The following is a 13,683-nucleotide window of genomic DNA, read 5'->3' as shown; positions in this document are numbered from 1 at the left end:
CGTTGCCTCAACCCTCGGATAAAAGACAGCATCATACGCCCGATGCCGTGCCGCAGCGACGCGTCACGCTTGACGGATCCCCTTTATGTCCATAAGTTTGGACATATGGACAATACAACTGCTATCGACATCTTCTCTGCGCTGGCTCAGAGCACCCGTCTGGATGCGTTTCGCCTGCTGGTACAGCACGAGCCCGAGGGGCTGGCGGCTGGCGAACTGGCGCGTCATCTGGACGTGCCGCACAACACGCTATCGGCGCATTTGAGCGTGCTGTCGCGGGCAGGGCTGGTGGTGTCACAGCGTCAGAGCCGCTCGATCATCTACCGCGCAAGCCTTGAACAAATGCAGGACACGCTGGCCTTTCTGGTGCGTGACTGCTGCGCGGGGCACCCCGAGCTCTGTGCGCCGCTGCTGGAAGCGCTTCAACCCTGCTGCCTGAATGAGGAAAAAACGCCATGACCCCCGTGATCTATCACAACCCTGACTGCGGCACCTCGCGCAACGTGCTGGACATGATGCGCCAGTCCGGCGAAACGCCCCAGGTGATCGAGTATCTGAAGACCCCGCCCACGCGGGAGCGGCTGGTCGAGCTGCTGGCGTTAATGAACATCGCGCCCCGCGAGCTGCTGCGAAAAAAGGGCACACCGTTTGAGGCGCTGGGCCTTGATGACCCGGCCCTGAGCGATGAGCAGCTGATTGACGCCATGATGGCGCATCCGATTCTGATCAACCGGCCGATCGTGGTCACCGACCGGGGCGCGCGTCTATGCCGGCCCTCCGAACAGGTGCTGGCGCTGCTGGACCATCCGTTGACCGAATTCACCAAGGAAGATGGTGAAGTGGTGCGTTTCAAAGGGGTCGGGCATGAGTGACACATTGCCCCATATCGATACGGATCAGCTCCAGCCCATTGATGTCGAGGCACTGATCCATCCCGATGATCCACGCCATGCGCCGCGTATTCTGGTGCTGTATGGCTCGCTGCGTGAGCGTTCCTACTCACGGCTGGTAGCCGAAGAGGTCGGCAGGCTTCTGCGCTGGTTTGGCTGTGAGGTCAAAACCTTCAATCCTTCCGGACTGCCGCTGCCCGATGACGCCGAAGCCGATCACCCAAAGGTCGCCGAGCTGCGCGAACTGGCGCAGTGGTCGGAGGGCATGGTGTGGGTCAGCCCCGAGCGCCACGGCGCGATGACCGGCATCATGAAAACCCAGATCGACTGGATTCCGCTGTCACTGGGCGGCGTGCGTCCGACCCAGGGCAAGACGCTGGCGGTGATGGAGGTCTCCGGCGGCAGCCAGAGCTTCAACGCGGTCAATCAGATGCGCCTGCTGGGGCGCTGGATGCGCATGCTGACCATCCCCAATCAGTCCTCGGTGCCCAGGGCCTTCAACGAGTTTGACGAGGCGGGGCGCATGCTTGCCTCACCGCTTTACAACCGCATCGTTGATGTCTGCGAGGAACTGGTGAAGTTCACCTGGCTGACGCGTGGCCGGGCGGCCTATCTGACCGATCGTTATTCCGAACGTGTCGAGAGCGCCGAAGACGTTTCCCGGCGCGTCAATCAACGCACTCACTAAACAGGTTCCTGCATGCTGGCACTGACCATTTTCGTGATCACCCTGGTACTGGTGATCTGGCAGCCGCGCGGGCTGGGCATTGGCTGGAGCGCGCTGGGCGGCGCCGCCGTGGCGCTTGCTACCGGCGTGGTGGGGTGGGGCGATGTCGCCACCGTCTGGGAGATTGTCTGGGACGCCACCTTCACCTTCGTGGCGTTGATCATCATCTCGCTGATTCTCGATGAGGCGGGCTTTTTCAACTGGGCAGCGCTGCATATCGCCCGCTGGGGCAACGGGCGCGGGCCGTGGCTTTTCATGCTGATCGTGATGCTGGGTGCGGTGATTGCCGCGCTCTTTGCCAACGATGGCGCCGCGCTGCTGCTCACGCCGATCGTGCTGGCGATTCTGGTGCGTCTTGAGTTCAGTGCCAGTGCCGCACTCGCCTTTATCATCGCCACCGGCTTTGTGGCCGATACCACCAGCCTGCCGCTGGTGACCTCGAATCTGGTCAATATTGTCACCGCCAACTACTTCGATATCGGCTTTGGTGAATACGCCCGGGTGATGGTGCCGGTCAATCTGGTCTCGCTGGCGGCCACGCTTTTGGTGCTGTGGTTCTATTACCGTCGCGAGGTGCCGCGTCATTATGATCGTCGCAAACTGGAGGCGCCGGCCAGTGCGATCGTGGACAGTCGCGTCTTTCGCGCCGCCTTTCCGCTGCTGGCGGTGCTTTTGATCGCGCTGTTTGTGACGGCCCGCTGGCACATTCCCTTTGCCTTCATCATGGGTGCGGCGGCACTGGTGCTGATGGCGATTGCCGGGCGCTGGGGCGCTCGCGGTAAACCGGTCATTTCACTGAACAAGGTGGTCAAAAACGCCCCTTGGCAGATCGTGCTGTTCTCGGTCGGCATGTATCTGGTGGTGTATGGACTGGGCAATGCAGGGCTGACTGAGCGCGCTGCCAGCGTGCTGACCTGGCTTGCCGCCCAGGGCGCGTTTGTCGCCACGCTGGGCACCGGCATCGCGCTGGCAATCCTGGCCTCCATCGTCAACAACATGCCCTCGACCCTGATCGGAGCACTGGCCATCGATCAGGCCCAGGTGCCCGAGCTCACCCGTCAGCTGATGGCCTATGCCAGCGTCATCGGCAACGACCTGGGGCCCAAGTTCACCCCGATCGGCAGCCTGGCAACGCTCCTGTGGCTGCATGTACTGGCCGGCAAGGGCCATCGCATTGGCTGGGGGCAGTACATGAAGGTGGGGCTTGTGATTACGCCGCCGGTGCTGCTGGTCACGCTGGTGGCGCTGGCGATGTGGGGGCCACGGGTGATCGGAACCGGCGGGTAGGGCATCTGACATGGGGCACCTGATGAGACGTGGCTGATTCGCGCTGGCGGTCAGACAGGCATCGTCGGGTTGTGTAGATCAATATCGGTAAAACCTCAAGGAATGAGTTTGATATGCCGATGCTGGTCTCAGACCCCACCTGAACCGCAGACATCCGACAGTATCGGCGGCACTGTCATGGCAGGAGTAACCACGTGTTTGGAACCAGAACCCCTCGTCAGCGTGAACCGCTGATAGACGCCATTCATCGCGCCATGGCCGTCATCGAGTTTGATCCGCAGGGCACCATTTTGTGCGCCAATTCGGCCTTTTTTGAGGCCACCGGCTACAGTGCCGAGACGCTGGTGGGCCAGCATCACAGCGTGCTGTGTACCCCGGAACATGTGGCAGATGAGGCTTATGCGACCTTCTGGGCGCGGCTGCGTGACGGTGAGTTCATCAACGGCCGCTGCAAACGCCTGGACCATGAAGGTCAGCCCCTGTGGCTGGAAGCGACCTACAATCCGATCCGCGACCGGCGCGGTCGTGTCGTGCGTGTGATCAAGATCGCCACTGACATTACCCCACAGATTCGCGAAGAGCAGGAGATGAACAGTCGCCTCAAGGCCATCGACCGCTCGATGGCGGTCATCGAGTTCACACCCGATGGCCATATCCTCACCGCCAATCAGAACTTTCTGAATACGGTCGGCTATACGCTTGAGGAGATCGAAGGCGCGCATCACCGGATCTTCTGTTGCAAAACGCTGGCGGCCAGTCCCGAATATCGGGCGTTCTGGGCACAGCTCAACGCCGGTGAGTTCATGTCCGGCCAGTTCAAGCGGTTCGATAAACACAGGCGCACCCTGTGGCTGGAGGCCACCTACAATCCGATCTTTGATGACGATGGTCAGCTCTACAAGGTCATCAAGTTTGCCAGCAACATCACCGAGCGGGTCGACCGGGAGACCGAAAGCCTGCGCCTGGCCTGTCGCATCTCGGCCGATACGGAAAACACGGCCGGGGATGGCAGTCGCATCATTGATGAGACCGTACGCGAGATTCGCAGCATTGCCGATCGGGTCGAGGCGACCTCCAGGCTATTGAATGATCTGACGCAGCAGGCGGCCGGCATCACGGCCATTGTCGAGACCATCCGCTCCATTGCGTCCCAGACCAACATGCTGTCCCTGAACGCTGCCATTGAAGCGGCGCGCGCCGGTGAACACGGGCGCGGTTTCTCGGTCGTCGCGCATGAGGTGCGTCAGCTGGCCCGCCGAACGGCCGAGGCCACCAGCGATATCTCCGGTACGATCGACACCCTGCAACAGCTCTCTCGCAATGCCAACACCAGCATGCACACCTGTCGGGAAAGCGTGGACAAGGGCGTGGACATGGCCGGCAATGCCGGCGAAGCGATCGTGCGGATCAGTGCCTGTACCAACGATATGATCATGGCCGTACGCAGCATGGCCTCTACCGTGGACATGAACGATGAGTCCGGTGCCGTGCGCCAGTTGCCGGATTGCAAGTCACTGGCCGCCTCTCCGCAGTGGGAGGATCGGGACACGCCCGCATCGGTCGCCTTGTAAGTCCTGGTGCGCTGCGGTTGCCCGGGGCGGCCTTCGCCGAGAAGGTCAGCCTGCTCAACGTCTCCTGCGATCCGACCCGCGAGCTTTACACCGACTACAACCAGGCGTTCAGCCAGAGGTATGAACAACACCCGGCAGCGGCCACGTCCTGACCGTCGCCGGGATGTCGGTCTGCCGTTATGCTGAGTACCCGGGATGACCCTTGCGCCGTTCAGGAGACCGACGTGCCCAGCATTGATATCGCCCTCAATATCAGCGCCGAGCAGTGCCGCGCCCACTACGCCGGCGCCGCCGACAGCATTCGTACCCGCACGCTCGATGGGCGCAGCGTGGTGCTGCCCTCGCGGGTCCTGCACCACATCATCGGGCGCGATGGCGTACGCGGCACCTATCGGGTCACCTTCGATGACAATGGGCGGTTCGTCTCGATTCGGGCGCTGTGACAGCGATATTTTTCAACGCACGGCATCAACGGGATCTGCATCGACCAAATCATGATGAACGTGAAATTTTGAGCGGTAAGGGGGGCGGGATCACTGCTGCTGCGAGGCTGAAAGGGGAGTTGTTTGAATAGCGCTGGTGGCATGGTTATATCTGTTTTTTCTGAAGTTTAAGCCATTGATAAAGCGCTTAAAATTATCGCGCTTTTAGCGAGGGCAGTTGGTGGAAAAGCATCATGCCTTTTTGCTCTTTAAAAACAGATGGTTATATTTAGACCGTTCCCCGCAGACGCGGGGATGAACCGAAAAGCGCCGACGAGGACCTTAATCCGGAGCTCCGTTCCCCGCAGGCGCGGGGACGATTCGCCAGTAATGGATTTTCCATGTGGGCCAACAAAACACCCGGCCGGAGCCGGGCGCGTTGTGACGACAGTGCCGCTACATCTTCTGCTCGGGGTGAACATCATCCGGTCCGGGGTTGTCGGTCGCCGAGCGGTTGAGCGTCTCGCAGCGGCGTTGTGCCTCATGCTCCGAGGCATAGATGCCTTCCTGATCAAGGGTCTCTTCGTCATAGATAATGAAGCTTTGATCGGTTTCAGAAGCTGAGGTGGCATCCAGCGCGTCCTGCGTGGCAGGTTTGTAGGCGTAGGTCATGTCAGAGCCCTCCATGGGGAACTCCTTGACTCTAGCCTTGCCTGCCAGCGTTGACCGAATTCAATGGTCTCGTCTCTCGGAGACGGCAAACGAGCGAACGCTGTTCGCCATGTATCAGGACGCCTGCTTCGTTCGATGCCGCCTCATCAGCGCATGCCCCGCCGTGAACACCGCGCCGAGCGCCAGCATGGCGGCGACGGCCAGCAGGGCGTGCCGGCCCAGATGTTGATCCAGCGGGATGGCGAGTGCGGCCCCTGCCACCAGCGCACTCCAGCGCACCAGACCGTCAAACCAGGCCGAGAAATTGCCTTCGGCGAAGGCGCGCCCGGTCTTGACCAGCATGCCGGTCAGAAACGTCACCCCCGATTCGTTGGCGCTGACCTGGTTGAGCACGCCCATGGCGGCGGCAATGAACAGCACGGTGGTGAACGGGTAGTCGTCGCTGTGGGCAAAGGGCATCGAGGCGCTCATCAGGGCCGCGGTCAGCAGCAAAATCACCGTGGGGCGCCAGCGCCCGGCGCGTATGCCGATCCAGGCAGCCAGCGTGGTGGCCGTAAAAAAGGTGGCAATGACCGCCAGTAGCGGCTTGAGATCGCCCCACAGCCCGTCACCAATGTCCCGCCCGATATGCGAGCTGTTGCCGGTCATGTAGACCGCCAGCAGGTCCCGGCTGTGCAAATAGATCAGCGCGTCCGTGGCGCCGGCCACCATGAAGAGCAGGGCGAAGGCCGGAAAGGGGATCTTTCTGTCAAACATGGGAATACCTGAAAGCGGTCATGACGCGTCCGAGTGTAATGCCTATCGACCCGGCAGCGGTTGAGCAATGCCCCTGGCAGCGCCCGATGGGCGTCATTTGGCGATGGCTTCGACCTTCGTGGTGAAACGGCCGTGTGGCCGCTGCAAGGGTCATAATGAACAGGGAGGCGACAGCGGCGCGCAGTACACTGCCTGAAGGGTCTGTCACGTTCGAGGGAGGTGGTCATGGCTTATCGTCTTGAGATGTCTGAAAGTACCTCAAAGGGACTCGCGCGCATTGCCGCCGAGCAGATTGACCGGGCGCGCCGCGATATTGCCAGGCGCGATACGGTGGAAGGTATTCACAAGCTGCGCCAGCGCTGCAAGCGTGTTCGCGCCGTTTTGCGCCTGGGGCGACCGGCGCTGGGCAAGCACTACGCTCGCGAAAACCGGCGCTTTCGCGATCTCGCCCGGGCGGTGGGTGGGCCGCGCGATGAACAGATATTGATCGATACCCTTGATGCGCTGATGGCCGTCAACAAGGACCGCGTGGACCGACGCCAGTTTACACCGACGCGCCAGCAGCTGCTCAAGCGCCATCGCCAGGCCCTGAAAGCGACCGCCCTGCCGGATAGGGCGTGGTTATCAAGCGAGCTTGAAAAGGCCCGTGAGGCGGTCAATGACTGGGCGCCGGCCATCGACCGCTTCAAGGCGTTGAGTGAGGGACTGACCGACACCAGCCGACGGGCGCGTCAGGCAATGAAGCAGGCCGAAGGCGCCAGTGATGAAGTGACCTTTCACGAGTGGCGCAAGCAGGTGAAGTATCACCGTCATCACTGCGAGCTGCTGGCAAACGTGTGGAAGGCCCCGATGGATGCGCGTGCCAAAGAGGCCCACCGGCTGGCGGACCTGCTCGGCGAGGAGCACGATCTGGCCATGCTGGCGCAGGTGCTGAGCGACCCGGCCACGGCCTTCCAGGGACAGGAAAAGGCAGGGGCGCTACTGGAGATGATCGCCGAGCGCCGGCAAACGCTTCAAGGGGAAGCGCTGCTGCTGGGACGACGGCTGTTCGCCGAGAAACCCGAGGCGCTGGGCAAGCGGATCAAGTGCTACCAGGCGGTGGCGCGTCAGGAAGCCCGAGAGGCCGAGCCTTCGGTGTCATGATCGACGCGGCCACTCAAAATGGCGATGATAAGCCCGCACTCATGAATGCGGAGCCGACGACATGGCAGGACAGCAGCATCAGTATCAGGTGACGGTACTCTGGCAGGGCGGTGGCGACACCGGCACGACCGGCTATCACGACTACGGGCGCGAGCACGAGCTGCGTGCCCCCGGCAAGGCGCCCATTGCGGGCTCCGCCGACCCGGCCTTTCTGGGCGATAAGGGCCGCTGGAACCCGGAGGAGCTGCTGGTCGGTTCGCTCTCGGCCTGTCACAAGCTCTGGTATCTGCATCTGTGCGCCGAGGCGGGCGTGGTGGTGCTGGCCTACGAGGATCACGCCGAGGGCGAGATGGATGCAGCACTCGGGCGCTTTACCCGGGTCAATCTGCGCCCGCACATTACCCTGAGCGGTGAGAGCTGCGAGCAGCGGGCGCTTGAGCTGCACGACAAGGCCCACGACAAGTGCTTTATCGCCGCTTCGGTCAACTTCGAGGTGAACTGTCAGCCGGTATTTGCTCGACAGGACGCCACTCATGGGTGAGCAGACCATCTGGTATCTGGAGATGTGCGATCCGGGCGCCCATCACGCCCGCGCACTGCCGGAGGCCCTCAATGTGGTCGAATGCGAAATCCCCCGGTTGGCGTTCAATCGTTTTTTGTATCAGCTGGTCGGGGCGCAGTGGCAGTGGGATGAAAAGCTCACTGGCGATCAGAATGCGTGGCGATCAATGATCGAAAGTGACGCCCATCGCACCTTTGTGGCGTACCACCGCGGCGCGATCGCCGGCTACTACGAGCTCTATCGCCCGGATGGCGTCAACGTCGAGATTCTCTATTTCGGGCTGGTGTCGGACTTCATCGGCATGGGATTTGGCTCAGGGCTGTTAAGTCACGCCATCGACCAGGCCTGGGGCTGGTCGGGCACCGAGCGGGTCTGGCTGCACACCTGCTCGCTGGATCACCCGGCGGCGCTGGATAACTACCAAAAGCGCGGGTTTGTGATCTATCACGAGGAGACCGCGCCCTGTTAGGTCATGGGCGCTGATAATTCTTCCAGTTACGACGCCCGCTCCCCGGATCCGGCGGCTATCATGGGTCGTCTTTCAATGATCGTTTCGGAATGAGTGCCCATGTCCTCTGCGCGCGCCCTCGTCGTTCAACGCCTGCTGCCGGTGGCTCTGCTGCTGGTGGCCATGTCCTCGATTCAAAGCGGCGCCTCCATCGCCCAGCAGCTCTTCCCGGTGATCGGCGCCTCCGGGGCGACCTCGCTGCGTCTGCTGCTGGCCTCCGCCCTGATGCTGGTCATCATTCGCCCCTGGCGGTGGCCGGTGACGCGCCAGGCCTGGAAGGCGATCGTCGTCTATGGCGTGGCGATGGGGATGATGAACTTTCTGCTCTATCAGGCGCTGGTCACCGTGCCGCTGGGCATTGCGGTGGCGCTCGAGTTTACCGGACCGCTGGCGGTGGCGGTGTTCACCTCGCGCCGCCCGCGCGACCTGGCCTGGATTGCGCTGGCCATTGTGGGGCTGGCGATTCTCTTGTGGCCGGACAAGGGCATCGAGCACGGCATCGACCCCCGCGGCGCCCTGTGTGCGCTGGGGGCGGGCGTGTGCTGGGCGCTCTATATTCTCTTTGGCCGCAAGGCCGGCAGCGGTAACGGCACCCAGAGCGCTGCGCTGGGCATCACCATTGCCGCTATTGTCATGGCGCCGATCGGGCTGATCGAGGCCGGCACGGCGATCTTTGCCCCGGCCGTCCTGCCCGTGGGGCTGACGATCGCGGTGCTCTCCACGGCGCTGCCCTATACGCTGGAAATGTTCGCCCTGTCGCGCATGCCGACCCATATGTTCGGCACCCTGATGAGCCTGGAGCCGGCCATCGGCGCGCTGTCGGGGCTGCTTTTTCTGGGCCAGCAGCTCACGGTGCTGCAGTGGCTGGCGATCGGCACCGTCATCATGGCCTCGATGGGCACCACGCTGACGGCCCGTTCGGCGGCCCCCGTTCAGAGCTGACACGACTCTGGCATGACCGCTCCGGTTTGATCGCTGCGGCATGACCGGCATGTTCTGCCATCACCGACAGGCTTCAGGGAGGTCCCCATGACAGCAGCACTGCCCGTATCCCTTCCTCTCATTCAGGCCCCCATGGCCGGGGTATCGACGCCCGAGCTGGCCGCAGCGGTCAGCGACGCCGGCGCCCTCGGCTCGATCGCCATCGGCGCGGCCACGCCCGATGCTGCGCGATCGATGATCGAGCGGACACGGACGCTGACGGACCGGCCCTTCAACGTCAACGTGTTCTGCCACCGCACGCCCTCTGTTGATGCCGAGCGCGAAGCGCGCTGGCTATCAGGGCTGGCGCCGCTGTTTGCCCGTTTCGATGCCGAGCCGCCCGAGCGGCTGGAGACGATCTACACCAGCTTCAATGACGACCCGGCGATGCAGGCGCTGCTGTGCGAGCAGCGCCCGGCGGTGGTGAGCTTTCATTTCGGGCTGCCACCGCAGCCGGTCATCGATGCGCTTAAAGGTTGTGGCATCACGCTGCTGGCCACGGCCACCACTCTGGCCGAAGGTCGGGCTATCGAGGCCGCCGGCGTCGATGTGATCGTCGCGCAGGGCAGCGAGGCGGGCGGCCATCGCGGCGTGTTCGAGCCCGAGCGAGGGGATGCTCTGCTGGGCGTGCTGCCGCTGGTGCGAATGCTGGTACAAAACACGTCGATCCCCGTGATTGCCGCCGGCGGTGTCATGGATGGGGCGGGCATTGACGCGGTACTGGCGGCGGGGGGCGGCGGTGTGCAGCTGGGTACGGCCTTTATCGCCTGCCCGGAGTCTGCGGCCAGTGACACGCATCGTGTCTGGCTGGCCGGGGCGCATTCGCTTGAGACGGTGGTGACATCGGTCATTTCCGGGCGGCCGGCGCGCGCGCTGGTCAACGGTCATACCCGCGAGATCGCACCGATCGAGGTGCCCGACTACCCGCGGGCCTATCTGGTCGGCAAGGCACTGGCTGCGGCTGCTTCAAAAGCGGGTGAAGAGGCGTTTGAAGTTTGCTGGGCCGGGCAGGGGGCCGCGTTGTCACGCGCGCTGCCGGCGGGCGAACTGGTCTTGCAGCTGTGCGCCGAAAGCCGAAATCTTCAGGGTCAATTAAAAATTGTTGAATAAATAATAACTTATATAAAGAATGGACTACCCGACGGCAGGTGGTAGCTTTCTTGTGAATGCTGGTATCACCGTATCGAGTCGTCGTGAATCCTCACCTGATGCTGCAAGGAGTGATCATGACAGGCCGAACCCACCAGGTTCGTGAAGTGCACCACGATGTGGTGGTGATCGGTGGCGGCACCGCCGGTATCGCCATCGCCCAGGGGCTTCGCCAGCGTGAGGCACAGTTTGATACGGCCATCATCGAGCCGGCTGACGACCACTATTACCAGCCGGGCTGGACGCTGGTCGGCGGCGGGGTGTTCGAGGCCGAAAAGACCCGGAAGACGATGGAGGCGGTACTGCCCTCGGGGGTGACCCGTTACGCGCAGGCGGCCGCTGCGATCGATCCTGACCGGGGCATGGTGCAGCTCGGTGATGGTCGCATGCTGTACTACCGGGCGCTGGTGGTGGCGCCGGGGCTCGAGCTGGACTGGGAGGCCATCGACGGGCTTGCCGGGGCACTGGGGAATCACGGCGTGACCTCCAACTACCGCTTTGATCTGGCGCCCTATACCTGGTCACTGGTACAGGAGCTGCACCAGGGGCGCGCACTCTTTACCCAGCCGGCCATGCCGATCAAGTGTGCCGGCGCGCCGCAAAAGGCGATGTATCTGGCCTGCGACCACTGGCGCCGGCAGGGGAAGCTTCACAACATCAGCGTGCAGTTTCACAACGTGGGCGGTGCGCTGTTCGGGGGACCGGCCTATATCCCGGCCCTGATGGAGTACGTCGAGCGCTACGGCATTCATCTTGCGTTTTATCAGCAGCTGGTGGCAGTGGATGGAGAGAGGCGCCAGGCGCACTTCGTGATTCACGACGCCGACGGGCGTCAGCGTGAACACGTCGAGTCCTTTGACATGCTCCATGTGGTGCCGCCGCAGCGTGCGCCTGCACTGGTGCGCGACAGCCGGCTGGCCAACGACGCCGGCTGGCTTGATCTGCACCCCAACAGCCTGCAGCACCAGAACCATCCCGCCATTTTCGGCGCTGGCGACGTCAGTGCCACGCCCAATGCCAAGACGGCGGCGGCCGTGCGGGTTCAGGCACCGATCGTGGCCGACAATGTGGTGGCGTATCTGCAGGGCAGGCCGCTGTCGCCACGCTATCAGGGCTATGGGGCCTGTCCGCTGACGGTCGCCAATGGGCGGGTGGTGCTCGCCGAGTTCGGCTATGGCGGTGAGCTCATGCCGACCCTGCCGGGCTGGCTCAACGATGGCCAGCGCGCCACGGCCCTTGCCTGGCAGCTCAAAGCGCATCTCATGCCGGCCATGTACTGGCAGATGATGCTGAAAGGGCGTGAATGGATGGTGTCATGACGCCTGCCATAATCTTTTGATCATGTTGGAGGACAGGGGGTGCTTTAAGCTGCCGGCCACTGCTCTCAATGAGAATGCCCCATGGCCGCTGGTAGTCTGTTAACCCTGCTTGATGATATTGCCGCTTTAATGGATGACGTCTCCGTCATGACGAAAGTGGCCGCCAAAAAAACCACCGGTGTACTGGGTGATGACCTGGCGCTGAACGCTCAGCAGGTCACCGGCGTGCGCGCCGAACGGGAGCTGCCGGTGGTGTGGGCGGTCTGCAAGGGCTCGCTGCGCAACAAGCTGATACTGGTGCCGGCGGCGCTTTTGATCAGTGCCTTTGCCCCCTGGCTGGTCACGCCGCTGTTGATGCTGGGCGGCGCCTATCTCAGCTATGAAGGTGTGGAGAAGCTGGCCCATGCCTGGCACAAGTGGCGACATCCGCAGGCGGCCAAAAAGGACGCCAAAACCGCCGAGCGTTCTCCGGAGGAGCAAAAAGCCTTTGAGCAAAAGCGCATCAAGGGCGCGGTGCGGACCGATTTCATTTTATCGGCGGAGATTATTGCCATCACGCTGGGCACCGTGGCCGAGGCGGCCTTCATGCAGCAGGTCGTGGTGCTCTCGATTATCGCTCTGGCCATGACGCTGGGCGTGTACGGGCTGGTGGCAGCGATCGTCAAGCTGGATGATCTGGGGCTGTATCTCAGCCGTCGCAGCGCCTCCATCGCACAGTCGCTGGGGCGTGGCATCCTGACGGCCGCGCCGTGGCTGATGAAGTTTCTATCCATTGCCGGCACGGCGGCCATGTTCATGGTCGGCGGCGGTATCCTGACCCACGGCATACCGGTGCTGCATCATGCCATCCAGGCGCTGACGCTGGCCGAAGGCGACATTCCAGGCGTTGGCGTCATTTTGCAGCCGATCACGCCCACGCTGATCAATATGCTGGTAGGGCTGGTGCTGGGCGGGCTGATTCTGGGCGCGGTATCACTGGTGCAAAGGATGCGCGGAGCCCACTAAAGCCGGCCCGGCTGGCACGACAGCCGTCAAGCCCATCAGGCCTCAAGGGATGCGGGGCCTGCCAACAGAACAGGAGGCAGTATATGACCATGCCCGATAGCGTCGTTCCCGAGCGAAGCGAACTCGATGCCAGCCAGGGGCCGGTGGTGGTGGAATTCGGCACGCCCTGGTGTGGCCACTGCAAGGCCGCGCAGCCATTGATCCAGGCGGTGATTGATCAGGCACCCGGCGTGCGCCACATTCGGGTGGAGGATGGCAAGGGCAAGCGGCTGGGGCGGAGCTATCAGGTCAAGCTCTGGCCGACGCTGATCTTTTTGAAGGGTGGCGAGGAGCGCTCACGCTGCGTGCGCCCGACGGATCATGAGGCGCTTGAGCGCGGGCTCAAAAGCATTGTGTAGGGGATGAGGCGTGGTGTGGCGTACAAGAAGGTGACCCGGCAATTGTCATCACTGACCTCCATGGCATCCTGCCATGGGGCCCGTCCCTGGGCCTTGCCGGGTCGACGCGGGTGTCGTCCCTGGCGCGTCCTGTCTTCCCTTGGCGGACACCTTCCGGTTGCCCGGGCAGGTGCCGGGCCCGAGGAACATGATTCCCTTCATTAGCCAGGTCCTTCTGTCCTGGCGCCTTCCTGGCACCGCCTCAAGCCATGAGCAATATAGCGGCTTTACAACGGAGCCAATAGATACAGATG

Annotated in this window: 16 protein-coding genes; 14 read left to right on the top strand and 2 right to left on the bottom strand. The window is 62.8% G+C overall.

All coding sequences use genetic code 11. From position 1 onward, the window contains the following. The first annotated feature begins 105 nt into the window (after nucleotides 1-105). The 6 genes from C8D72_RS08135 to C8D72_RS08110 all read left to right on the top strand — a co-directional run bounded on the left by C8D72_RS08135 (nucleotide 106) and on the right by C8D72_RS08110 (nucleotide 4,918). Nucleotides 106-459, top strand: a complete 354-nt coding sequence (locus C8D72_RS08135) for an ArsR/SmtB family transcription factor (RefSeq protein WP_115853913.1) — start codon at nucleotides 106-108, stop codon at nucleotides 457-459. After that, nucleotides 456-872, top strand: coding sequence for an arsenate reductase (glutaredoxin) (gene arsC / locus C8D72_RS08130; RefSeq protein WP_115853912.1), 417 nt, complete (start codon nucleotides 456-458; stop codon nucleotides 870-872). The genes C8D72_RS08135 and arsC overlap by 4 nt, the downstream gene beginning before the upstream one ends. Further along, entirely contained in the window at nucleotides 865-1,578 is a 714-nt protein-coding gene (arsH, locus tag C8D72_RS08125; RefSeq protein ID WP_115853911.1) for an arsenical resistance protein ArsH, read from the top strand. The genes arsC and arsH overlap by 8 nt, the downstream gene beginning before the upstream one ends. A 12-nt stretch (nucleotides 1,579-1,590) precedes the next feature. Next, entirely contained in the window at nucleotides 1,591-2,904 is a 1,314-nt protein-coding gene (locus tag C8D72_RS08120) for an arsenic transporter (RefSeq protein ID WP_115853910.1), read from the top strand. Between the two features lie 194 nt (nucleotides 2,905-3,098). Continuing rightward, the gene (locus C8D72_RS08115; RefSeq protein WP_281271610.1) at nucleotides 3,099-4,475 is read left to right on the top strand and encodes a methyl-accepting chemotaxis protein; all 1,377 of its coding nucleotides are present in this window, start codon (nucleotides 3,099-3,101) and stop codon (nucleotides 4,473-4,475) included. Nucleotides 4,476-4,699: 224 nt separating this feature from the next. Further along, nucleotides 4,700-4,918, top strand: a complete 219-nt coding sequence (locus C8D72_RS08110) for a DUF2835 family protein (RefSeq protein WP_115853909.1) — start codon at nucleotides 4,700-4,702, stop codon at nucleotides 4,916-4,918. 435 nt (nucleotides 4,919-5,353) lie between these two features. Here C8D72_RS08110 and C8D72_RS08105 read toward each other — a convergent pair whose 3' ends face one another. Both C8D72_RS08105 and C8D72_RS08100 read right to left on the bottom strand, forming a co-directional pair. Then, complete coding sequence (locus C8D72_RS08105) at nucleotides 5,354-5,584, bottom strand: hypothetical protein (protein WP_115853908.1); 231 nt, start codon at nucleotides 5,582-5,584, stop codon at nucleotides 5,354-5,356. A gap of 99 nt (nucleotides 5,585-5,683) precedes the next feature. Further along, nucleotides 5,684-6,325 carry a YoaK family protein gene (locus C8D72_RS08100; RefSeq protein WP_115853907.1) on the bottom strand — a complete coding sequence of 214 codons (642 nt, stop codon included), beginning with the start codon at nucleotides 6,323-6,325 and terminating at the stop codon, nucleotides 5,684-5,686. A 225-nt stretch (nucleotides 6,326-6,550) separates the two neighbouring features. On the opposite strand from C8D72_RS08100, the gene C8D72_RS08095 reads away from it, so the two are divergent. The 8 genes from C8D72_RS08095 to C8D72_RS08060 all read left to right on the top strand — a co-directional run bounded on the left by C8D72_RS08095 (nucleotide 6,551) and on the right by C8D72_RS08060 (nucleotide 13,390). Beyond that, nucleotides 6,551-7,468 (top strand): CHAD domain-containing protein, encoded by a 918-nt coding sequence (locus tag C8D72_RS08095; RefSeq protein WP_115853906.1) that lies wholly within the window; start codon nucleotides 6,551-6,553, stop codon nucleotides 7,466-7,468. Nucleotides 7,469-7,529: 61 nt separating this feature from the next. Continuing rightward, nucleotides 7,530-8,009, top strand: a complete 480-nt coding sequence (locus C8D72_RS08090; RefSeq protein ID WP_115853905.1) for an OsmC family protein — start codon at nucleotides 7,530-7,532, stop codon at nucleotides 8,007-8,009. After that, a complete protein-coding gene (locus tag C8D72_RS08085; RefSeq protein WP_115853904.1) occupies nucleotides 8,002-8,499 on the top strand; it encodes a GNAT family N-acetyltransferase in 498 nt (165 codons plus the stop codon). The genes C8D72_RS08090 and C8D72_RS08085 overlap by 8 nt, the downstream gene beginning before the upstream one ends. 99 nt (nucleotides 8,500-8,598) lie before the next feature. Further along, a complete protein-coding gene (rhtA, locus tag C8D72_RS08080; protein WP_115853903.1) occupies nucleotides 8,599-9,480 on the top strand; it encodes a threonine/homoserine exporter RhtA in 882 nt (293 codons plus the stop codon). 87 nt (nucleotides 9,481-9,567) lie between these two features. After that, nucleotides 9,568-10,629 (top strand): NAD(P)H-dependent flavin oxidoreductase, encoded by a 1,062-nt coding sequence (locus C8D72_RS08075; RefSeq protein WP_115853902.1) that lies wholly within the window; start codon nucleotides 9,568-9,570, stop codon nucleotides 10,627-10,629. A 116-nt stretch (nucleotides 10,630-10,745) separates the two neighbouring features. Beyond that, entirely contained in the window at nucleotides 10,746-11,987 is a 1,242-nt protein-coding gene (locus C8D72_RS08070; RefSeq protein ID WP_115853901.1) for an NAD(P)/FAD-dependent oxidoreductase, read from the top strand. An 81-nt stretch (nucleotides 11,988-12,068) separates the two neighbouring features. Next, nucleotides 12,069-12,992, top strand: a complete 924-nt coding sequence (locus C8D72_RS08065) for a DUF808 domain-containing protein (RefSeq protein ID WP_115853900.1) — start codon at nucleotides 12,069-12,071, stop codon at nucleotides 12,990-12,992. A gap of 83 nt (nucleotides 12,993-13,075) precedes the next feature. Next, nucleotides 13,076-13,390 (top strand): thioredoxin family protein, encoded by a 315-nt coding sequence (locus C8D72_RS08060; RefSeq protein ID WP_115853899.1) that lies wholly within the window; start codon nucleotides 13,076-13,078, stop codon nucleotides 13,388-13,390. The last annotated feature ends 293 nt before the right edge of the window (nucleotides 13,391-13,683 follow it).

The organism is Kushneria indalinina DSM 14324 (assembly GCF_003385845.1).
Lineage (GTDB): Bacteria > Pseudomonadota > Gammaproteobacteria > Pseudomonadales > Halomonadaceae > Kushneria > Kushneria indalinina.
The sequence above is the reverse complement of the archived record's forward strand: the minus strand, read 5'-3'. Positions and strand labels throughout refer to the sequence as shown.